Annotated in this window: 29 protein-coding genes, 1 tRNA gene and 1 pseudogene; 19 read left to right on the top strand and 12 right to left on the bottom strand. The window is 63.2% G+C overall.

What is annotated here, in order from left to right:
• Nucleotides 1-222 precede the first annotated feature (222 nt).
• Complete coding sequence (locus XH89_RS20635; protein WP_194462277.1) at nucleotides 223-558, top strand: GYD domain-containing protein; 336 nt, start codon at nucleotides 223-225, stop codon at nucleotides 556-558.
• Between the two features lie 88 nt (nucleotides 559-646).
• On the opposite strand, the gene XH89_RS20630 is transcribed toward XH89_RS20635, so the two are convergent.
• On the bottom strand, nucleotides 647-967 hold the full coding sequence (locus XH89_RS20630; RefSeq protein WP_194462276.1) for a PilZ domain-containing protein: 321 nt from the start codon (nucleotides 965-967) through the stop codon (nucleotides 647-649).
• Between the two features lie 151 nt (nucleotides 968-1118).
• On the opposite strand from XH89_RS20630, the gene XH89_RS20625 reads away from it, so the two are divergent.
• Nucleotides 1119-1532 (top strand): hypothetical protein, encoded by a 414-nt coding sequence (locus XH89_RS20625; RefSeq protein WP_246767572.1) that lies wholly within the window; start codon nucleotides 1119-1121, stop codon nucleotides 1530-1532.
• Between the two features lie 118 nt (nucleotides 1533-1650).
• On the opposite strand, the gene XH89_RS20620 is transcribed toward XH89_RS20625, so the two are convergent.
• Nucleotides 1651-1881 carry a ComC/BlpC family peptide pheromone/bacteriocin gene (locus tag XH89_RS20620; RefSeq protein ID WP_194462275.1) on the bottom strand — a complete coding sequence of 77 codons (231 nt, stop codon included), beginning with the start codon at nucleotides 1879-1881 and terminating at the stop codon, nucleotides 1651-1653.
• A gap of 367 nt (nucleotides 1882-2248) precedes the next feature.
• Here XH89_RS20620 and XH89_RS20615 point away from each other — a divergent pair, with 367 nt between their 5' ends.
• The 3 genes from XH89_RS20615 to XH89_RS20605 all read left to right on the top strand — a co-directional run bounded on the left by XH89_RS20615 (nucleotide 2249) and on the right by XH89_RS20605 (nucleotide 4021).
• Nucleotides 2249-3352: an ISAs1 family transposase gene (locus XH89_RS20615; protein WP_194462274.1), complete on the top strand. Its 1104-nt coding sequence runs from the start codon at nucleotides 2249-2251 to the stop codon at nucleotides 3350-3352.
• Nucleotides 3353-3643: 291 nt separating this feature from the next.
• A complete protein-coding gene (locus XH89_RS20610; protein ID WP_194462273.1) occupies nucleotides 3644-3850 on the top strand; it encodes a hypothetical protein in 207 nt (68 codons plus the stop codon).
• Nucleotides 3851-3856: 6 nt separating this feature from the next.
• The gene (locus tag XH89_RS20605; protein ID WP_194462272.1) at nucleotides 3857-4021 is read left to right on the top strand and encodes a hypothetical protein; all 165 of its coding nucleotides are present in this window, start codon (nucleotides 3857-3859) and stop codon (nucleotides 4019-4021) included.
• Between the two features lie 49 nt (nucleotides 4022-4070).
• Here the strand turns inward: XH89_RS20605 and XH89_RS20600 are convergent, their stop codons facing one another.
• A complete protein-coding gene (locus XH89_RS20600; RefSeq protein WP_194462271.1) occupies nucleotides 4071-4373 on the bottom strand; it encodes a hypothetical protein in 303 nt (100 codons plus the stop codon).
• Nucleotides 4374-4522: 149 nt separating this feature from the next.
• Entirely contained in the window at nucleotides 4523-6079 is a 1557-nt protein-coding gene (locus XH89_RS20595; protein WP_194462270.1) for a carboxylesterase/lipase family protein, read from the bottom strand.
• Between the two features lie 89 nt (nucleotides 6080-6168).
• Between XH89_RS20595 and XH89_RS20590 the strand changes: the two genes are divergently transcribed.
• The 4 genes from XH89_RS20590 to XH89_RS20575 all read left to right on the top strand — a co-directional run bounded on the left by XH89_RS20590 (nucleotide 6169) and on the right by XH89_RS20575 (nucleotide 8940).
• A complete protein-coding gene (locus tag XH89_RS20590) occupies nucleotides 6169-6975 on the top strand; it encodes a helix-turn-helix domain-containing protein (RefSeq protein ID WP_194462269.1) in 807 nt (268 codons plus the stop codon).
• Between the two features lie 258 nt (nucleotides 6976-7233).
• The gene (locus XH89_RS20585; RefSeq protein ID WP_057754729.1) at nucleotides 7234-7530 is read left to right on the top strand and encodes an HU family DNA-binding protein; all 297 of its coding nucleotides are present in this window, start codon (nucleotides 7234-7236) and stop codon (nucleotides 7528-7530) included.
• A gap of 485 nt (nucleotides 7531-8015) precedes the next feature.
• Nucleotides 8016-8156, top strand: coding sequence for a hypothetical protein (locus XH89_RS20580; protein ID WP_194462268.1), 141 nt, complete (start codon nucleotides 8016-8018; stop codon nucleotides 8154-8156).
• 433 nt (nucleotides 8157-8589) lie between these two features.
• Nucleotides 8590-8940, top strand: coding sequence for a GrlR family regulatory protein (locus tag XH89_RS20575; protein ID WP_194462267.1), 351 nt, complete (start codon nucleotides 8590-8592; stop codon nucleotides 8938-8940).
• Nucleotides 8941-9008: 68 nt separating this feature from the next.
• Here the strand turns inward: XH89_RS20575 and XH89_RS41880 are convergent, their stop codons facing one another.
• The gene (locus XH89_RS41880) at nucleotides 9009-9134 is read right to left on the bottom strand and encodes a hypothetical protein (protein WP_256439973.1); all 126 of its coding nucleotides are present in this window, start codon (nucleotides 9132-9134) and stop codon (nucleotides 9009-9011) included.
• Nucleotides 9135-9206: 72 nt separating this feature from the next.
• Nucleotides 9207-9437 (bottom strand): hypothetical protein, encoded by a 231-nt coding sequence (locus tag XH89_RS20570; RefSeq protein ID WP_194462266.1) that lies wholly within the window; start codon nucleotides 9435-9437, stop codon nucleotides 9207-9209.
• A gap of 281 nt (nucleotides 9438-9718) precedes the next feature.
• On the opposite strand from XH89_RS20570, the gene XH89_RS20565 reads away from it, so the two are divergent.
• Nucleotides 9719-10003, top strand: a complete 285-nt coding sequence (locus tag XH89_RS20565) for a hypothetical protein (RefSeq protein WP_194462265.1) — start codon at nucleotides 9719-9721, stop codon at nucleotides 10001-10003.
• Nucleotides 10004-10076: 73 nt separating this feature from the next.
• On the opposite strand, the gene XH89_RS20560 is transcribed toward XH89_RS20565, so the two are convergent.
• Nucleotides 10077-10241: a hypothetical protein gene (locus XH89_RS20560; protein ID WP_164933808.1), complete on the bottom strand. Its 165-nt coding sequence runs from the start codon at nucleotides 10239-10241 to the stop codon at nucleotides 10077-10079.
• Nucleotides 10242-10578: 337 nt separating this feature from the next.
• Here XH89_RS20560 and XH89_RS20555 point away from each other — a divergent pair.
• The 5 genes and pseudogenes from XH89_RS20555 (at nucleotide 10579) to XH89_RS20535 (ending at nucleotide 13287) form a co-directional block, all read left to right on the top strand.
• A pseudogene (locus tag XH89_RS20555) lies at nucleotides 10579-11267 on the top strand (NAD-dependent protein deacetylase).
• Nucleotides 11268-11466: 199 nt separating this feature from the next.
• Nucleotides 11467-12099 carry a cold-shock protein gene (locus tag XH89_RS20550; RefSeq protein WP_194468557.1) on the top strand — a complete coding sequence of 211 codons (633 nt, stop codon included), beginning with the start codon at nucleotides 11467-11469 and terminating at the stop codon, nucleotides 12097-12099.
• A gap of 150 nt (nucleotides 12100-12249) precedes the next feature.
• Nucleotides 12250-12735: a DUF192 domain-containing protein gene (locus XH89_RS20545; RefSeq protein ID WP_194462264.1), complete on the top strand. Its 486-nt coding sequence runs from the start codon at nucleotides 12250-12252 to the stop codon at nucleotides 12733-12735.
• Nucleotides 12736-12827: 92 nt separating this feature from the next.
• Nucleotides 12828-12904 (top strand) — tRNA-Pro (locus XH89_RS20540).
• An 89-nt stretch (nucleotides 12905-12993) separates the two neighbouring features.
• On the top strand, nucleotides 12994-13287 hold the full coding sequence (locus XH89_RS20535; RefSeq protein WP_194462263.1) for a hypothetical protein: 294 nt from the start codon (nucleotides 12994-12996) through the stop codon (nucleotides 13285-13287).
• 26 nt (nucleotides 13288-13313) lie between these two features.
• Here the strand turns inward: XH89_RS20535 and XH89_RS20530 are convergent, their stop codons facing one another.
• A complete protein-coding gene (locus tag XH89_RS20530; protein WP_194462262.1) occupies nucleotides 13314-13535 on the bottom strand; it encodes an RNA-binding protein in 222 nt (73 codons plus the stop codon).
• Nucleotides 13536-14004: 469 nt separating this feature from the next.
• Complete coding sequence (locus XH89_RS20525; protein ID WP_194468740.1) at nucleotides 14005-14169, bottom strand: hypothetical protein; 165 nt, start codon at nucleotides 14167-14169, stop codon at nucleotides 14005-14007.
• 305 nt (nucleotides 14170-14474) lie between these two features.
• Between XH89_RS20525 and XH89_RS20520 the strand changes: the two genes are divergently transcribed.
• Nucleotides 14475-14669 carry a hypothetical protein gene (locus XH89_RS20520; RefSeq protein WP_194462261.1) on the top strand — a complete coding sequence of 65 codons (195 nt, stop codon included), beginning with the start codon at nucleotides 14475-14477 and terminating at the stop codon, nucleotides 14667-14669.
• Between the two features lie 10 nt (nucleotides 14670-14679).
• On the opposite strand, the gene XH89_RS20515 is transcribed toward XH89_RS20520, so the two are convergent.
• Entirely contained in the window at nucleotides 14680-15105 is a 426-nt protein-coding gene (locus XH89_RS20515; RefSeq protein ID WP_194462260.1) for a translational machinery protein, read from the bottom strand.
• Between the two features lie 175 nt (nucleotides 15106-15280).
• Nucleotides 15281-16462 carry an OpgC domain-containing protein gene (locus tag XH89_RS20510; RefSeq protein WP_194462259.1) on the bottom strand — a complete coding sequence of 394 codons (1182 nt, stop codon included), beginning with the start codon at nucleotides 16460-16462 and terminating at the stop codon, nucleotides 15281-15283.
• A gap of 255 nt (nucleotides 16463-16717) precedes the next feature.
• On the opposite strand from XH89_RS20510, the gene XH89_RS20505 reads away from it, so the two are divergent.
• The 3 genes from XH89_RS20505 to XH89_RS20495 all read left to right on the top strand — a co-directional run bounded on the left by XH89_RS20505 (nucleotide 16718) and on the right by XH89_RS20495 (nucleotide 18117).
• Nucleotides 16718-17023, top strand: a complete 306-nt coding sequence (locus XH89_RS20505; protein ID WP_194462258.1) for an ETC complex I subunit — start codon at nucleotides 16718-16720, stop codon at nucleotides 17021-17023.
• Nucleotides 17024-17121: 98 nt separating this feature from the next.
• Nucleotides 17122-17616 carry an Lrp/AsnC family transcriptional regulator gene (locus XH89_RS20500; protein WP_194462257.1) on the top strand — a complete coding sequence of 165 codons (495 nt, stop codon included), beginning with the start codon at nucleotides 17122-17124 and terminating at the stop codon, nucleotides 17614-17616.
• A gap of 204 nt (nucleotides 17617-17820) precedes the next feature.
• The gene (locus XH89_RS20495) at nucleotides 17821-18117 is read left to right on the top strand and encodes a DUF3551 domain-containing protein (protein WP_194462256.1); all 297 of its coding nucleotides are present in this window, start codon (nucleotides 17821-17823) and stop codon (nucleotides 18115-18117) included.
• A 93-nt stretch (nucleotides 18118-18210) separates the two neighbouring features.
• Here the strand turns inward: XH89_RS20495 and XH89_RS20490 are convergent, their stop codons facing one another.
• The gene (locus tag XH89_RS20490; RefSeq protein ID WP_194462255.1) at nucleotides 18211-19239 is read right to left on the bottom strand and encodes an AraC family transcriptional regulator; all 1029 of its coding nucleotides are present in this window, start codon (nucleotides 19237-19239) and stop codon (nucleotides 18211-18213) included.
• Nucleotides 19240-19342 lie beyond the last annotated feature (103 nt).

The raw sequence follows: 19342 nt of genomic DNA, 5'->3' as shown, positions 1-19342 counted from the left end.
CCGACGCGCTTGCAGCGGCTGCACGCGAAAGCATCTTTCATACCTGGTCCGGCTGATGTATCGTCAGGACGAGCCGCCAACGAGGTGTGCCGAAATCTCGTCGGTTACCGGCGGCCTTTATGCCCACGGCGGGCAAGACCTTCATATTTTTTTCGCAGCCCACTGTCGTGACGACCAGCTCGTCGCGGCGAGATTTTCCATGATTTCAGAAGGAAATCAGCCATGCATTTCTGTTTCACAGGGCAATACACGCCGCGTGCTCTCAATGCGATCCTGGAAAACCCCACGACCAATCGCCAGGAAGCGGCAGCAAAGGTGATCGAAGCCGCCGGTGGAAAGCTGGTGTCGATGTACAGCGTTGCTGCCGACGGGCCCGGCGTTCTCGTGATCTTCGACGTGCCCGATCCGAGCGTAGCACCGGCGATTTCGGGGCTGACCGTCGCCACAGGTGCGCTGCAGAACGTGAAGCTGACGCGCCTGTTCACTCAGGACGAGATCAAGCAGGTGCGGCAGAATGCCGTCAAGCTGCGCGGGGCTTACAAGCCGCCGGGCGGCTGATCCCTGTCGCGGTTCCGGCAGCCTTGCCGAGCCGCCGTACATCCTTCGAGAGGCCCGCCTCAGGCGGGCCCTCAGGATGAGGGGGCAATCACTTCACCAGCGTTTCGCCGCGGCGCGCTCGCTTTGCGGCTCTGCCGCGATTGATGAACTGAACGCCGATGAACTCGCCATTGATCCAGGCGAGCTCGCAATGCCGGTAGGCGAGGCCGGTGGGGGACAGCACCAGGAAAAATTCCTTCTGGCCGATATCCGTCACCGCGCCGTCGATCACCAGCTTCGCCCCCAGCTCGGAGACGTCGTGGATCTTGCAGGCGCGTTGCCAGGTGCCGTCGATCGCCATGACGCGCGCGTCGATGGGCCGCTCGAACGCGACACGCCTGTCGTTGCGTTGTTCTCCCTCACTCATCAAGCCCCCGCTGATGATCCCCAGGCAGCGCTCTAGACTAGGGCAAGAAGCTTGATCTTCCGTGAACGGGCCGGCGGCGCGGAAAGCCGGCGCTCGGGGATCGCCGCCTGAACCCCTGCCAACGCCGCGCGACTAAGTCACATGGCTGGCGCCCGTGAATGCGGTGATCCAGAGCCTGTCGGCCTTGTCGTTGTCGGCGGCGTTCGCCAGGCTGAGAAGTCTGCAATTGTGGGACGCCAATCGACAGAGCGAGGCAAGCTCCCGCCATAACGAGATCGGCATGAAGCGCTGGCTGCGACGGCTTGGACGGATGACGTGGATTGCGGCGCTTTGCGGCACGGTCGCCTGGCTTGCGCTCGTGACCATCTCTCCTCATGAGCCCGATGCCGCACATCCGGTACGCTACGTCTCCCGGCACGATGTCCGGTACGTGAGCACGGACATGAGTCAGGTCCTGCGAATTCTGTTTGGCGTGAACTTCGCGCTGGTCGTGGTTGCGGCTGGATGCCATTTCGCGAGCAAGGATCCGGGGGATGGAAACTGGCCAGGCAGGATCGGCGAACCTTAGTGTGGCCCCAAAATCGATTTGCTCGCGCGTGCTGACGCGCGCATGCGGATCGCGAATGAAAGAGGCCGCCCATTGAGGCGGCCTCCAACTTTCGCGGCGACGTCTGGAACGATGGTCGTCAGAGCGGCGGCAGACCCGGTCCGCCCCCCGAGCCGAACGGGCCGGGGAAACAGCCTGGGCCACCCCGCAAGCCGCCGGCGATGATGCCGCCGACCCACTCGACAGCATGGACGATGGCGTTGCCGATGGCGCGGAAGGCGTCGCCCAGCCAATTGCCACCGACGATCGTATCGAGCTCGGCATCCGTCAGCTCGATCATTCCCGGCTTCGCATGATCACTGTTCTGCATGGTCTGCTCCTCATGAGATCGGACGGCGGACCATTCCGCCGTCGACGGGGAGCGTGCTCCCCTTGCACCTGTGATCGCAGACGTACGCCACGCGCTCGCCGGCCGCTGTGACCGTCGTCACAAAGCAAATGGCTCGGCGGTGTGGTCGGGCCGGCCGGCATCAATCGCGCCGACCTCGTTTGCGCTATGCGCGGTCCCCCCTCAACGGGAAGGGCTATCGCATATGGTGCGGACCATGTTGCGGCATTGACAGTGGGCTCCCTCTCCCGCTTGCGGGCAGGGGAATCGCATATGGATTTGCGGCCTCTATTGCATTGTTTGACAAGGTGGATTCTGAGAACGACTCCCACAACGCGGAGGGAGTCGGATGGGGAAGTTCAAGAAGGCTTTTCGGCGGTTGTCGGACCCGCGCGCGGCGAACGCACGGCACGATCTGCTGGAGGTGCTGGTTATCGCCTTGGCTGCGGTGCTGTGCGGAGCAGAGACCTGCTCGGACATGGCGGAGTTTGGAGAGGCCAAGGAAGACCTGCTGCGACTGTTTCTGCGCCTGACGCACGGGATTCCCAGTCACGACACCTTCAGCCGCGTGTTCCGTTTGCTCGAGCCGGAAGCGTTCGAAGCTGCGTTCCGGCGTTTCATGGCGGCGTTTGCCAAGGCTAACCGGCTCAATCTCACCGGAGTGGTCGCGGTCGACGGCAAGGCGCTGCGGGGCGCCTTCGAGCGTGGTTCGCGCTACGAGCCTCTGCACCTGGTCAACGTCTTTGCGGTGGAGGCGCGAATGTCTCTTGCCCAGCAGAAGGCCCCCGGCCGCAACGAGACCAAGGGGGCATTGGAGGTATTGGCGCTGCTGTCTCTTGAAGGCTGCATCGTCACGGCCGATGCGCTGCATTGCCATCGCGCGATGGCAAAGACGGTGCTCGATCGCGGCGGCGACTATGTGCTGGCAATCAAGGCCAACCGTGGACCGCTGTTCAAGGCCGTGGTCGGGCAGTTTGCTCGGTCCGGCGAGCGTAGGGCCACCAAAACGGTCGAACCCTCCACCCACGACCGGCGCGAAGCGCGCCGGGCAACCATCATGCGCAATACCAGTCTGGCTGCCGTCCACAGCTTCCCTGGCGTCGTTGCGATCGGCCGCGTCACCTCGCGCAGGCAATTGCAGGGCAATCGCGCCGAGCCGCCGGTCGTGCGCTATTACCTGCTCTCCAAGCCCATGTCCGCCAGGCGGCTGCTGTCGGTCACGCGCAGTCATTGGACGATCGAGAACCAGTTGCATTGGGTGCTCGACGTCCACTTCGACGAAGACGGCAACCGGGCGAGAATGGATCATGCTCCCGAGAACCTCGCCATCCTGCGCAGACTCGCGCTCAACATCCTTCGATCTTGTCCTGGTCCCACCTCCATACGCCGGAAAATCAAGCGCGCCGGCTGGGACGACACCTTCCTCCTCGCCCTGTTCGGCCATATGCGATAGCCCTGCGCTTGCGGGGGAGGGCTGGGGTGGGGGTGTCTCCGCGTCGGGATTGCCTAGGGATTGCGGAGAATGTCCCTGTGAGGAGAGAACCCTCACCCGCCGCGCACGGGACGATGCTTCGCATCGCCCGGGGCGCGTCGGCCTCTCCCGCAAGCGGGAGAGGCGGGAGCAAGACCGCGGACACCAGTGAAACCCATCTGCGATAGCCTGCCCTTAACGGGAGCTGAGCCGGCCTGATGAACCGGCACGGAGCTCGCGGCGACGAATGCCCGAAAAACGAGGTCTTTCGCCGTGAGCTGTTTCAAACGATATGTCTTGAGCTGCCTGGTTGCGGTCGTCTTCTTTGCCGGCTTTGATGCCTATAGGCAGCCGGGCGGGGACGCGCATCTCGGGACCATCCTGGTCGCGTCTGCAGGATGGCCTGTCTTCGCTGCGCTGGTCGTCGGAGGCGTCATCGGCGATGCGGTGCATGACATGAAGCACGGCAAGGCCGGGTGAGCGGCCATGCTTGACGCCTTGCTCGGCTTCATCTTCGAGATCGTCCTGAGCGCAGTCGGCACCGTCATCGCCAAATTGTGCGGCGTGGACGACGCCGCCGAGTTTGCGCCCGTCGTCATCGGCCTCGGCTTTATCGGGATCGCCGTCGCGATCGCCGTGTGGGGGCACTGAGGGGCGACCGGCCGCGAGGGCGATCGCTCAATGTGCCCGCGTTGGCCGATCAGGCCGCGATCCGCTGCTCGGTGGGCACGGTCAAATATTTCAGCACTTCGGCATGTTCGAGATCGGGAACTGCGATCGCCGTATGGCTGTAGATCGCCTGGGTGCGTGACTTCGCGATCTTGTCCAGGATCTCCTTGCCCTTGACGACATGGATGCCCATGCCGTCTCCGGACGGGAAGATCGCCAGCACGACATCATAGGCCGCGATCACTGATCTGAGCGCCTCGGCCTTGTCCTCGGCGACATCGACAAACACACGAACATCGGCTGCGAGTTCACGCAGCTCGTCAAAATTCAGCACTTTCGGGGTACTCCAACGCAACGAGACTGCATGGAGAGTGGCGGCGTTAGGTTACCAGAGTCTGAACAACGTCCATCGAATTGCAAAGATCACGACGAGGTGAGGCCTCGTGTGGAAAACTCCGCCGGGGACCAAGCGGCGGCCCGCTTTCAGTTGCCCGCGTCACGCCGCCAGCGCATCGGCAGAGCACCGTTCTGCCTGAAGCTGCCAAGGAAGCGGAAGCGATCGCCTTGCGGATTGGGGCGGGCTTCGACCGCGCTGCCGAGGATCTGCACGATGTCGCTCGCGTCATAGGCTGGCCAGTGCGGCAGGCCTGATGCGTTCGGATCGCCGCGCCTCGCAAAATTCACCCAATAGTCCATCATGGTCTGCGACAGGGCGCGGTCTGCTTCATCAGGCGGCGCGGTGCTGCCGATCACCCGCTGCGGCGTCAGCGTGCCGAACACGAAGGGGATCTCGGTGACGTGCGAGGCGATCGGCGTGTAGGGCGAGGTGTAACTGAAGTGGTAGCCGTAGACGGGTGCGCGCGTCCTGCTTCGCTGCAGCCGCAGCGCCTGCCAGCACTGCTCGCCGACCACCATGTCGCCCGTGAGCGCGGCGGCAGAGGCCTGGGCGAGCGCGTCGGTGCCGGCGGGATATAGTTTCAGAAAATCCGCCATCCGGTCCTTGCCGAACATCGCTTCGGCCGCCGTGCGAAAGGCCTGCGCCTGATGATGCGGCAGCGATAGCGACATGAAGGGGAATTCTTCCGCGCTGTTCCAGCCAGAGAGCAGGGGGATGTGCATCTGTTCGCCGCGCAGGAAGCGTCGCGCAGGCGCATCAGGCACCACATGATGATCGATGCTCGGTGAGAACGCTTCGGTGACATGGTCGCGCGCGAAGCTCCACGGGGCTTGCGCATTCAATTGCTCGGCCGGCATCGCGCGCAAGGCTGCGATCGACATACCTCCCTGCCGGCGCGCAAACGCGAGGCCGCGTGCACGCGCTTCCTCATGATTTTGCAGCGGCCCGTGTCGGCCGTCCCAGAATGCACCGCTCTGGGCGATGCCCTTGTGAAACAGCCCATGGGCGAGCGGCGATGCCATCAGAAAGCCGACCGCCATCGCGCCGGCGGATTCACCGAACAAGGTGACGTTGTCAGGATCGCCGCCGAACGCCGCGATGTTGGCCTGGACCCAGCGCAGCGCCGCGAGCTGATCCTGCAGGCCGTAATTCCCGGACGGCGCTTCCGCATCGAGCTCGGGATGGGCGAGGAAGCCCAGGATCCCTAAGCGATAGTTGCAGCTGACGAGGACGACGCCCTTGGCTGCCAGTAGTCGGCCGTCGGTGGCGGGATTGGCGGAGGAGCCGAACTGAAAGCCGCCGCCGTGCAGCCACACCATCACGGGGCGCTTCTCATTGGCCTCTCGCGCGGCGGTCCAGACATTGAGCGTGAGGCAATCCTCCGCGCGCGGTCCCGGCCGCGAATCGTCTGCCAGCGAGGACAGACACGCAGCGCCAAACGCCAGCGCATCGCGCACGCCGGTCCACGGCGTCGGCGGCTGCGGCGCGCACCAGCGTAGCCGCCCGACCGGAGGCGCTGCATAGGGAATGCCCCTGAATGCAAGCACGCCGCTTGCGTCGCGCGGGTCGCCGCGCACCAGGCCGGCCTGGGTGCGCACCTGTCGGCCCAGACGGGCGGCTTGAGAAGTGATCGAGCCATGCATGGTCGCATCTCCTGAGGGGACCTCAGAAGTACCGGCTTTGTCGCAGGAGGAATTTGCATATACTTCCAATTAATCGCTAAAATCAGTCAATGATCAGGCAGAAGCGGCGCTATCCCCTCAGTTACCCCTGGCTGGACCTGGATGTGGACGACCGGTCCGCGCCGGTCATCGCCGTGCGCGTCGATGCCGACGGGACCCAAGGCGAGGTGCCCGACCACAGCCATCGCAAGGGGCAGCTCGTGGTCTCACTCGGAGGCGGCGTCACCTGTCGCGTTCCCGATGGCCTGTGGATGGTGCCGCCGCATTGCGCGGTCTGGATTCCCGGCAACATGCCGCACTCCAATCGCGCCACCGCGAATGCGCGCCTGTTCTTCGTCTACATCGAGGCGGAGCTGGTCGGTCTGCCCGATCGCTGCTGCACCATCTCGATCTCGCCGTTGCTGCGCGAACTGATCGTCGAATTGTCCGATGGCGCGCAGCATGACGAGGTGAGGCGGGAGCGCCTGATCGGCGTGCTGCTCGGCGAGCTGCCGCGGATGCCGGTGCAGCAATTGCATCTGCCGCTCTCGCGCGAGAGACGCGTGATGCGCATCGCCGCGGCATTGGCGGACAATCCGGCAGACCGTCGCACGCTGGCGGAATGGGCCGATCACCTTGCGCTCAGCGAGAGCAGTCTTGCGCGCCTCGTCGCCAGGGAGACGGGACTGACCTTCGGCCGCTGGCGTCAGCAATTGCATCTGATCGTCGCGATCCGCAGGCTTGCCGAAGGTGCCAGCGTGCAGCAGGTCTCGGCCGATCTCGGCTATGAATCGGTGACGGCCTTCATCACGATGTTCAGAAAGGCGCTGGGCAAACCGCCGGCCAAATATCTCACTAGCGTTGCTCGGCAGAGATAGTCGCGCGCGAACGCCCGAGCGGCAGAACTCTCTCGGGATGCTGTGGAATTCGGTTTGTCGCCGTTGCAGGCCACGCGATCAGGCGGACGCAGGGCGGAACTTGACCTCGAACTGCGGCTTGCGTTTTCAGCCTCGATGGGTTCTAAGCCCGGCTGCTTCAGGGCCGGCAGGCCTGAACGACGTGCGGCTCGCCTGGTTTTACCGCTCCCCGGACAAAGTACCATCGCAGCGCGCACCCAATTCAGAGGAAGTCCAGACATGGCGAAGATGACCAAGACTCAATTGATCGATGCGATTGCCGAGGGCACGCAGCTTGCGAAGAACGACGTGAAGTCGGTCATCGAGTACATGGCGACGGTTGGCTACAAGGAGCTCAACGAGTCCGGTGAGTTCGTTATTCCCGGTTTCGTGAAGATGTCGGTGGTCAACAAGCCCGCGACCGAAGCCCGCATGGGCATCAATCCCTTCACCAAGGAGCCGATGCAGTTCGCGGCGAAGCCTGCGAGCAAGTCGGTCAAGGCCTCGCCGCTGAAGGTGGCCAAGGACGCCGTCTGATCCGGACATTCGGCGGCGCCTGCGTCGTCGCGCAGGCAGCCGCATCATGACGGCAAAAAGGGAAAACCCCGCCTAGGGGGAGCGGGGTTTTCTGGTGGGGATGAAGCCTGGGGGGAGCTTCATCAATAAGACGCGCCAGCACCGAAAAAGTTCAGTGCAGCCCGCACACTCCCGACATCGAGAAAAAGAAAAACCCCGCGCTTGCGCACGGGGCTCTCTTGCCGACGGCGATGGGATTTCAGCGCCTGGCCGTCAGCGGTGTGTTTAACTTAAGGTTGAAAATCGAAAAAGCAACAGCGCCGCGGTGACGGAATATGTTCGTCAGGCGGCGCTGCGATAATGGCTGGGCGCTGAAATCCCCAGTTCCGATTGGTCTCTGGCGCGCTGAAAAGGTTCAACGCGACGTGCACAGCAAATCCGGTCAGAGGGCTGGACTCTTTGTTCTCATTTTGTTCTAGTTGAGTCATCCGCTTTGGAGGTGACTCATGACCATTGAGAAACAGCGCGAAGTGATCCGGCTCTGGAACCAGCTCAGGAAGATCGAGGGACCGGCTGCCGAAGAGCTCCGCATCCAGATCCTCGAATGCTTCTCCGAGAAGAGCAGCGCCAAGCGCGCGGCGGCGTGAAGCGTTGTCGCAGAGGCGCCGGTGACGTGACGGCGCTTTGCTTCATCGATCGTTAGCAACCGCGCTGCGCTGGCATTTGCGAATCCGATTCGTTCTTGGGGAACGAAATGGAGTCGTTTGCAGAACAAGTCGCGCCGTGTCCGAACGCTGCACGCGGCCTGTGTCAAAACGAGTCAGTTTGAGGCTCCGCATCCTCGTCGCGCCGTTACGGTCCTCTCGCGCGTTGTCGGAAGACACGCTGCGCTCGTTCGTCTGCGGTGGCGCGTTGCTCGTTTGCATGCAAACGAATCTTTAAGAATTGCGTTGCGCCGATTTCGTCGATTCCGATTCGTTCCCCGAGAACGAAATGGCGGCGAAGCCGGAACAAAGCTGGTTTCCGTCTCGACGCTCGCAGGGCCCCGCGCTATCGTCGCGGGCGAGGGCGGGCGCATCCATGAAGAACGGGCTCTACTCGATCCACATCCACATGCTCGACGGTGTGAAGGGCCGCGACAGCGGCGTGTTGATCTTGCGCGATGGCGTGCTGCTCGGCGGCGGACCTTACTTCTGGTCGTGCGGGTCCTACACCTCAGGCAACGGCACCTGGAAGGGCGAGCTAGCCACCAACCAGCATTCGCCGTTCGCCGATCCGCTTGTCCGGCCGCTGTTCGCCGGCGTGGAAGCCACCAGCGGCTTCTCCGGCACGTTCAGCGAGGAGGGGGCCGAGGTGTACGGCACCGTGCTGGTCGCCGGCCATCGCAGTCTCGGCTTTCGCGCTTCGTTGAAATGGCTGGCGGATGTCTGAGGCAATCCGCGCGATTCTTGTTTGAGCATGATCTCGGTGCGCACCACGGGTCAGCCGCCGCAAGCGAACTAGCGCTTGTTGCCGTAGACTTCGTCGTCGTCGGAGTCCTGCGGGCATGCGACGCCGCTCGTCGCAAGCGCCACAAAGCCGGCATAGCCGGACAGGTTGAGCAGAACTTCAAGCCAGGCGGGCATGGCGGATCTCCTCGTGCGGAAGACGACCTCAACGTGCGCGCGGGAGGCTTGTTCCCTTCGGAGGCAACAGCCTCAGAGGCGCGAGGAGGGATCTAGCCGCCGACCCAGCGTCGCAACCGATTCCGGCGAAGGCGAGTTCTTGAGGAACTCGGCAATGGCGCGGGCGAGTTCGCCGTCGCTCATCGGCGTCGGCGGCGGACGCAGCGCGCCGACACCGAAATTGCGGACGATCTCCTCGTAATGCTCCGCACGGTTCTTGGGAACAAGCCGGCGGATACGGGACAGCAAAGCGGATAGCGGCAATCTCTCCTCCTCGATTCCGCCCCGTTGGCAGCGATGCATGTCTGCTGCCATTTTTGTCGTTCGAAACTGAAAACCCCGCCAGCACCGCGGAGATGCTGACGGGGCTTCGTGCTGTCACCTCAACCCGGATGGCGGAGGCTCCTGCACTTGCACGTTCAATACGCCTGTCCGGACAATGTTCCCCTTGCGGCGAGATTTTTTCTGCGCATCGCGGTTCCACGCGGCGCGAACCATTGCGGACGGTCGGCGTTGTCCCCTCCGAATATGCGAAGGAGGAGATCATGACGAAGACACTCGCAGTACTGGCGACCGTCGCAGCAGTTGGTCTGACCGCGGTTGCGGCGCCGGCGCAGGCGCGCGGCATCGGCCCGGGTCTGGCGTTCGGTCTCGCCGCCGGTGCGATCACCGCGGGCGCCGTCGCCGCGTCCCATCCGTACGGCTATTACGGTCCGGGCTACGGCTATTATGGCGGCCCGGTGTATTATGATGACTACGGCCCGGGCCCGTACGCCTATTATGGTGGACCGTACTATCGGCATCACCGCTACTACTATCGTCACTGGTAACGGCCCTTGAATCGAAAAGCCCGGAACGATGCTCCGGGCTTTTTTCGTAGGCGCGCAATCCCCGCGCGATCTCTCACGGCCAGAGCGAGGGCCGCTCCACCTTGCGCGCATTCTCGAGCGTCGAGACGAAATACTCCTCGCGCTCGCGCTTGAACTTTTCCTGCGTGGCACGGAACGCGGCGACACGGGCGGCAATCTCTTCGCGTTCGCGGATCTTGCGTTGTTCGTCTTCGGTCATGTCAAATCCCCACTACACCTGAGTATGTGTGCACTTCTGAACTCAAGCACTGCCGCCGCAATCACGTTGAGTCGCGTCAACACATGCATTGGCGCTTCCGATTGGGGCGTCAATGGGGAGGAGGCATTGCAGGATTGTGATAAGCGAAAGGTCGGAAAAAATTGCCGCCAATGACAGCGCATGACTTGCGCAGTGGTGGATAAGAGCGTCAACAATCTTGTCGCTTGCACATGTTGCAGCTAGCGCGAAACTGAATCGGGAGGCGCGGGTGATTGCATCGGACCTTCAGAGCGGCGTCGAACGGCTCGGCGACATGATCGCGCGCGCTGATATCATCGTGCCGTTCACCGGCGCCGGCATCTCGACCGAATGCGGCATCCCAGATTTCCGCTCGCCGGGCGGAATTTGGACTCGCAACCGGCCGATCCAGTTCGACAGTTCGTCGCCAGCCAGGAGGCACGCGATGAATCTTGGCGCCGGCGCTTTGCGATGGAGGAGGTCTTCGCCGCAGCCAAGCCTGGTCGCGGCCATCGCGCGCTGGCAGCGCTGCATCGCGCCGGCAAGATCCCCGCGGTCATCACCCAGAACATCGACAATCTGCACCAGGCCTCGGGCTTTGCCCCCGACCGCGTGATTGAACTTCACGGCAATACTACTTACGCGCGCTGCATCGGATGCGGGCAGGTCTACCAGCTCGACTGGGTGAAGCGCCGGTTCGAGACAGACGGCGCCCCCAACTGCACCGCATGCGACGAGCCGGTCAAAACCGCAACGATCTCATTCGGTCAGGCGATGCCCGAGGAGGAAATGCAGCGCGCGACCGAGTTGTCGCAGGCCTGCGATCTCTTCATCGCGATCGGTTCCTCGCTCGTCGTATGGCCGGCGGCGGGCTTTCCGATGATGGCGAAGAATTCAGGTGCACGTTTGGTGATCATCAATCGCGAACCGACCGAGCAGGACGACATTGCCGACCTCGTCATCCATCACGACATCGGCGAAGCACTCGGGCCCTTTGTCGGCAATTGAGGCGTTAATTTGATTCGCGCCTGTGCAAGCTGTTCATAGGTTCCGGCGAATCTCTTTTTTGTCTATGCGTCGCAACCGGGAGTGTTATCTTTTGAGTCGAAAGATTCGCGTCGCGTCGAAGTGAGAACATTCTCTTAAGACGCGTGATTCGAGCACCGCCAATGTGGCGGGTTGCATGGCGGTTGCGGGGTCCGGGGTTATGGGGTCGTCGGACGGATTTGAGTCCAAGAAGCTGGGAGTTCCCGCGTCGGGTGAGCACGGCGCCGGTCGCGACAGCGCACTCAGTCCCTTCACCGGGTTAGGTGAGGGTAGTGCCAACCTCGTCGAAGTTCATGGCGTCATCAAATGGTTTGACGCGTCAAAGGGCTACGGCTTCATCGTTCCCGACAATGGCTGGCCCGACGTGCTCCTGCACGTTACCGTGCTTAGGCGCGACGGCTTCCAAACTGCCTATGAAGGCGCCCGCATCGTCGTCGAGTGCATCCAGCGCGCCAAGGGCTACCAGGCCTTCCGTGTGGTCTCGATGGACGAGTCGACCGCGATCCACCCCGCGCAGATGCTGCCGCCCCGGACTCACGTCACGGTGACCCCGACCAGCGGGCTCGAGCGGGCCCAGGTCAAATGGTTCAATCGGCTGCGCGGCTTTGGCTTCCTGACTTGCGGGGAGGGTACCCCAGACATCTTCGTGCACATGGAGACGCTGCGTCGCTTCGGCATGACCGAATTGCGGCCGGGCCAGTATGTGCTGGTCCGCTTCGGGCCGGGCTCCAAGGGCATGATGGCGGCCGAGATCCATCCGGAGACCGGATCGCCCGGCCTGCAATCGCACTAGCGGCTTCAAATTCCCGGATTCGTGAGCGGAAGCGCGCTGGGCCAGCCCTGCGCGCTTCTGGCTTTTATGGCGGTGGCCGCGTAAGGATGTCGCAGTTCCGCGCCGCCAGGCCAGTCAGTCTCATCCCGATTTCCTGCCGAGTTTTCTGCCATGAGCTTTGATCGAAAAGTCGCCCGGTCCCTTGCCCAGGGCTGGCTTGCCGCCGTTCTCGTCGTTGTCGGCTTCGCCGTCGTTGGCGTGCCCGCTCGTGCCGCCAGCTTCCAGCCGCTCGAGATCGTCACCAAGAACGGCGTGCAGGTATTCTCGGTGGAGATGGCGACCACGGAGGAGGAGAAGCAGACCGGGCTGATGTACCGCAAGGAATTGGCGGACGGCAAAGGCATGCTGTTCGACTTCAATCCCGAGCAGGAAGTGTCGATGTGGATGAAGAACACCTATGTCTCGCTCGACATGATCTTCATTCGCGCCGATGGCCGGATCCTGCGCATCGCGGAAAACACCGAACCGCTTTCGACCAAGATCATCTCGTCGCGGGGGCCCGCCCGGGCCGTCCTGGAGGTGGTGGCGGGAACGGCACAGAAATACGGCATTCGCCCCGGAGATCGGGTCGGGCATTCCCTGTTCGGCAACAAATAGGCCCGATTCAGGCGGTCGGGACTGTCTCGCCGGCGGCCTGAACGCTTGCTGGCGCCTGGGGAAGCGTGTATCGACGGGGCTCGCCGGACATTCGGGGTATAGCGCAGCCTGGTAGCGCGGCAGTTTTGGGTACTGCAGGTCGTTGGTTCGAATCCAGCTGCCCCGACCAGCTTTTCAAGTACTTTGCGCAGAAGCGAGCGGGCATTCTTGCCGCAATCGGCGCATTGTTATGTTCGTCGTACAACCGGGAGTGTTTCGATGCGGAAAATCGCCATCGCCATCCTATTCGCCGTGATCGCCGGCCCCGCATTGGCGCAGGACCATGTTCCGCAGTACCATGAAGAGGCCACACCGAAGACGGAGTCGGAGAAGGCGGCGGAAAGGCAGGCGGAGCGTGCCTATCAACGCTCGCTCAACAATGTTCCCGACCAGAAGCCGGTCGATCCCTGGGGAGCTGCCCGCGGCGATGATGTGTCGAAGAAGCCGGCCGTGCCGGCCAAGCCGGCGGTGAAGCACTCGTCCAAACCCAAGAGCGGCGGCACCGTCAATTAGCCCAACAAGTCGCGGCCGGTTCAGCCTCAGAACAGCGCCCAATTCGCCAGGCGCCAGGCCAGCCAGCCGAGCGCGCAGATCCAGCCCATCATCGCGATCACCGCGACGCCGAGCCAGCAGATTGCAAACAGCGACGTCCGGGGCTCCTCTGCCTCGGACAGTTTCTCGGTCGTATCAACCTGGCTCACTTCATCCCCTTGACCGATGGCCTGCTGATCATTGGTCTCCGTTTGCTCGCGAAAATTCACCGGCCGCGCTCCAACTCACGGACGTGAGACGGGATGACTGTCCATCCACGGCGAGCAAATAGCGAAAGAGCTGCTCGCAGGCCCAACAGACAGGATGGGAAAAACCTGCAACTCATGGCGGCGGGATTGGTTGCTATCCCGGAAGCAGAGATGCGGAGCGGGTCGTCGTCTTTTCGCGCCCGCCGGGCCTGCTCCCCGCAGGCCCGGCGTTGAAGGTGCGAACAGAGGACCCGGCAGATCTGTCATTCGCAAGAGGTGCTCGGCGCCGACGGCAACTGGGCTTCAGCTGCAAGCCGTGGACTCTGATGAGGGATCCAAACCGATTGCAGGCGGAGAATTACCAAAGCTTCGTCGAACCTTTGGACGTCGCCATAGACACATCGGTGTTGGGGATTTCAGCGCCCAATACCTAACGGACGCCGCCAAGCGATGATACTCCGCTTGCGCGGCGTTGCGCTTCTTGGCGGGCTCAGTTCGAGGCGTGCCAGCCCGCCGGAAACGGGATCAGCGGCCAGACCGGATAGTTGTCATTGGCGGCTTTCGGCGAACTGTCGTGGGTGCGCTGGCCAAGCTGTGTCGGCGGCGGCGAAGGCATCGCCAGGCGCAAATATGCACATTGCAGATTCATCATCATTAACCCGCGCAATCGGCTCTTTAAAAATCAGTCCGAGTTCGAAATCACTGGGCACGCGCTTCGCAATCGGCGTGCTCGTTCTCAAATTGCGCAAATATCTTAGGAAAGATAGGCAGGCCTTTCAACCGGCAAGGGCAACGTCCCGTCGGCGAGTAAGGTTGATCGGTTAGGTTAAGCACGAGCTGTCGTTGCGGCCATTTTGACGACTGGTATCAAACCGGTCCCGGCACGCGACGCCGCCGCATCCAGCGGTTCATACGAGATCACATTCGTCGCGGCGTTTCGTTTCGCGCGAGTTGTCCGTCATGGCTTTCGATCTCACCTCGAAAACGGTTCGCCCACGGTCGAACTGGACCGAGATATGGCACCTCTGGACCGTCATCCTGCCGCGCCGCTCGATCAACGGGCAGCTCGTCTATGGCAAGGTCTGGCGCCGTCACGACGGGCGTGACTGGATCTACAAGAAATTCACCGAATACGATGGCGAGGCTGCGGCCTGAGCCGCTCCCGTCAACCCGAGTGTCGTTCGCCCAAGGCCGCTCCCGGCGCCTGAATGCGCGGCAGCGGCAGCTTGAAGTGACGCTTGGCGTAGGCGACGATTTCGTTATCCGAGGGATGATCGGCCGATTCCACCGCGGCGATGCGCTTGGCGAGCTCGGGCGCATGGGCGCGGATGTGGCTGGCGAGCTCCGTCTTCGCGCCCGCCGGACCGATGATGAGGATTTCGCCGGCATCGGCGAGAGCCTTGGTCACCTCGGCATAGAACGTCTTGTCGGGCGCGGCATGGCCGCTGCCGATCGCGTTGGCCTTGTGATGCAGGTGCCGCGTCGCCAGTTGCGGATGCAACGTGACTTCGTCGGAGCCGCTCAGGCCGAGATGGAAGATGCGAGCCTGCGAATGATCTATCCAGACCACGGCGTGAAAATGAGAGGGCATGTGCTTGGGCCTTGTCCAAGGGGGAAGCTGCCGACATTGCGGCGGCGTATGTCTTGGCAACATTAGGCCGGCCGGCGTCGCCCCCGGTTGACGCAGGTCAATCCGATTCCGGACAAGCCGGACATGGCCATGGAGGCGGAACGCTCGCCTGGAGGCGCGAGCGTTCGCGGGCAGCTCAGGCGGCCGCCTTCGCTGCCGGTGAGGCTGCGGGCTTCGCCGGCGGGGGCTTCAGCGGCTTGTCCTGCCGCTTCGACCAGGAGATGTAGTAGGCGACCGTCGTCATGATCGCGATGCCCGCGATGGAGACGAACAGCTGCGCGAACAGCGAGCCCGAACTCATCGACAGCTCGAAATGGCCGACGAAGGACAGGAACACGCCGACGCAGAACACGGCGAGCGATTGCTGGCCGCAGACGATCACCGGATCGAAGATCTTCCATTCCAGGCCCGGCCAGTCCTTCGGCACGAAGCGGATCACCAGGATCACGATCACGACGAAATGGATGAAGCGATAAGGCGCAAGGTTGGTCTTGTCGTTCGGATTGAAGGCCGAGAACAACCATTCCGGAAACATGCCGCCCAGCGTCGGGAAGCGGCCGGCCATGGTCATGACCAGCGCAAAGGCGAGATAGGCGAGGCAGAGCCACAGCGTAACGGGCGCGTTGATCAGCGTCATCGAACGCCGCGCGCCGCCCATGGCGCACCAGGCGCCGAACACGAACAGCACCTGCCAGCAATAGGGGTTGAAGTACCACTGGCCGGCCGGATAGGCGTTGAGGTTCAGGCCGAAGTGACGCGCGGTCAGCCACAGGATGATGGATAGCACCATCGTCAGGTCAGGCTTGCGCAGCATGAACCACAGCACCGGCGGAAACAGGCCCATCAGCACGATGTAGAGCGGCAGCACGTCGAGATTGAGCGGCTTGAAGCGCAGGAACAGTCCCTGGCGCAGCGTCTCGGTGGCGTTGTCGACAAGGCCGGCAACGTTGAACTCATTGATCATCTCGGAGTCGCCGAAGCGGAGCGCCAGATAGCTGATCGAGGCGATGTAGATCACGAACAGGATGATGTGGGCGACGTAGAGCTGCCAGACCCGCTTGGTCAGGCGGGTGGCACCGACGATGAAGCCGCGCTCCAGCATCATCCGCGCATAGACGAAGGAGGCGGTGTAACCGGAGATGAAGACGAACAGGTCGGCCGCGTCGGAAAAGCCGTAATTGCGCGTCGTGATCCAGTTCACGATATTGTCGGGGATGTGATCGAGGAAGATCGCCCAGTTGGCAATGCCGCGAAACAGGTCGAGCCTGAGGTCACGGCCCTTGTCGGGGAGCGTGGCGTTGATGTTCAGGAAGGCCATGCGACGGAAGCTCTCGAAGGGGGCAAATAAGCTGAAGGCGGCGAGGCGAGTCCCCCGGGCGGGATTCCCGGGCGGAAGGCGGGTACGCAATTGTCACAGTGCAGCATAATGACTATACCCGTCGGCGAGGACCCCGGGAGGGGCGGAATCACCGATCAGTTCCCGAAAGGTGTCTCTATACTATGCCCGCGGTTTCGACCAATCGCTACCGTGACGCATCAATATCGAACGAAAGACGAAGAGGCCGGATCGCCAATGACCGCACGCATTTTCAAGCCCGCCAAGAACGCGATGCAATCCGGCCGCTCCAAGACCAAGGAATGGCAGCTCGATTACGAGCCGGAGCAGCCGCGCGCGGTCGAGCCGCTGATGGGCTGGACCTCGTCCGGGGACATGAAGCAGCAGATCACGCTGCGCTTCCACACCAAGGACGAGGCGATCGCCTATTGCGAGCGCAAAGGCATCGCCTACCAGGTGATCGAGCCGAAGGAGTCGCTGCACCGCCAGGTCGCCTACGCCGACAATTTCTCCTTCCGCCGCGGCGAGCCCTGGACGCACTGAAGGGGCTTCTCCTCGCCGGTCTTCGCCGATCAGCCCTTGGCACCCCTTGCGCCGCGTGCTTCGCTGCCCCCATGACCGGACCATGACGAGGTGGGGGGATGGCCGCGCGTGAGCAGCTCGACGGCGTCGATCTGAGGATACTTTCCGAACTCCAGCAGGACGGGCGCGTCCGCAACAACGAGCTGGCGCTGCGCGTCGGCGTCTCCGCGCCGAACTGCCTGCGGCGGCTCAAATCGCTGTTCGGCCGCGGCGTGATCCGCGCGGTGCGCGCGGTCATCGACGAGCGGCTATTGGGCTATGAGGTGGTGTCGTTCGTCTCGATCCAGCTCGGCAGCCAGGCCCAGCCGGTGCTCGAAGCGTTCGAGGGCACCATCGCCGCAATCCCGCGCATCCAGCAGTGCTGGCGGATTTCGGGCGACACCGACTATCTCCTCAAATGCGTCGCACCGAGCGTCGAGAGCATGCGCCAGCAGCTGCTGCATTTCGCCGCCATGCCCAACGTGAAGAACGTCCGCAGCTTTCCCGTGCTGGGCGTCGCGAAGGACGTGCCGCTGCCGGTGCCTGACGTCATGCTTGCGGCATCGGCGGGCTAAGGGGTCCGTCGCACGCCACGTCATGTGAGGCATTATATAGCTTAGTAGATCACATAACAAAGACATGTGAATTACGAAGTGCTGCAATGCGCTGAGCCGTGATTGTCGGCGCCGGCGCGCGGCCTACATCCGGGGTGTGAACCCTCAGCCTGCGTCGCATGCCGAGGACTCTTTCGTGGGACTCCTTAAGCAGGAAAAGACAACATGATCTCGATTTCGAAGACGTTCGCAGCCTCGGCTGCGACGCTGGTTGCGTCTGCGTTTCTGGTTCTGACGGCGCCGACCGCGAAGGCTGAGGACTACTGCATTACCAATGGCGCCCAGGCCGCTCACGGCTGCGGCTATCCGACGATGGAAGCGTGTCGGTCGGCAGCCAGCGGCATCGGCGGCACCTGCTCGCAGAGCGGCGGCGCGAAGACCGCAAGCGATGCGCTCGCCTTCCAGCCCAAGCAGACCAAGCACCCGAAGCTTCGTCCGGGCGCGCAGACCAACTCGAACTAACGCAAAGCGTTAGAAGCTGTTTCGAGCTTTGCGGCCTCCGGGGCGATCTCGGGGGCCGTAAATTTGTGAGAAACACGCAACATCGTGCGCGCTTCACCGATATTTTCCGCGAAATTCGCGCGGGCTGGCGCCGGTCCAGCTGCGGAAAGCCCGCGAAAAGCTCTTCTCGTTGCGGAAGCCGGCGATCTCCGCGATCCGCTTGATCGGCGTGCGGCCGCGCATCAGCTCCTGCTTGGCGAGCTCGAGCTTTGCTTCTTCCTTCAGGTCGCGCAATGAGGTTGCTTCCTCACGGAGCCGCCGGTGCATGGTGCGGGTGGAGAGCGCAAGCTCGCTGGCGACATCCTCCGCGCCGAGAATGCGTCCGCGCGCCTCGCGCAGCACACGCCTGACGCGCTCGACCAGCAGCCGGTCGCGGCGATAGGGCAGCACGGTGAGGCGCAGCGCGCCCTTGAGCATGCCGTCGAGATCGGCCGCGCTCCGCGTCAGCGGCAGCGAGAGATAGTGCTTGTCGAAGACGATGCGGGCGCAATCAGCATCGAAACGGATGTGCTTGCAGAAGATGGTCGGATAGACCGAGACATGGGCGGGCTCGGGATGCGGGAATTCCGCGGCGCGCAGCGCGATCGCGGAATCCACCGCCCAGCAGGAGAAGCCGAGCACGTAGCGGAGCAGGGTGACGAGGCAGAATTCGCGCAACGGCCCGAGATCGCGCTGCTCGCGAAGCGAGATGGTCGCGGTCTCGCCGCTGACGGCGAGCTCGAACAGCACGTCCTCGGTCAGCAGGCGGTGATGCCGGCACCAGCGCTTCAGGGCGACCTCAAGATTGGGCGCGGTGATCGAGGCGCGGCACAGCATGCCATAGGTGCCGAAAGGAAGCCGGCGCGAGAACCAGCCGAGCGCCTCGTCGTCGAGCTCGCGCATGGCGTGGCCGGCGAGCGCCTCGAATTGCGCGGCTGTCACCCGCCCATCGCTGGAGTTGACGAGCTCCGGGAGGACCTGCCCCTTGCCCAGCGCCTCGGCCGGATCCCGCCCATAGCGGGCATAGGCCGCGACCACGCCGCGGACGAAGGCAGCGGGGGTCATGGCGCGGCGCGGCGTTGCGGTTGCGGCCTGGAACGGCATCGGGGGTCCTTTGGAAAATCCTCGCCAAACTTGGCGGAAAATGCAACCTTTTCGACCGCCACGGCGCCCGGGCGGGGGTAGGTTCGGACCCGACAAGAACTTG

It is taken from the genome of Bradyrhizobium sp. CCBAU 53340 (assembly GCF_015291645.1).
Classification (GTDB): domain Bacteria; phylum Pseudomonadota; class Alphaproteobacteria; order Rhizobiales; family Xanthobacteraceae; genus Bradyrhizobium.
Note: the sequence above shows the minus strand (reverse complement) of the source record. Positions and strands in the feature narration are given on the sequence as shown.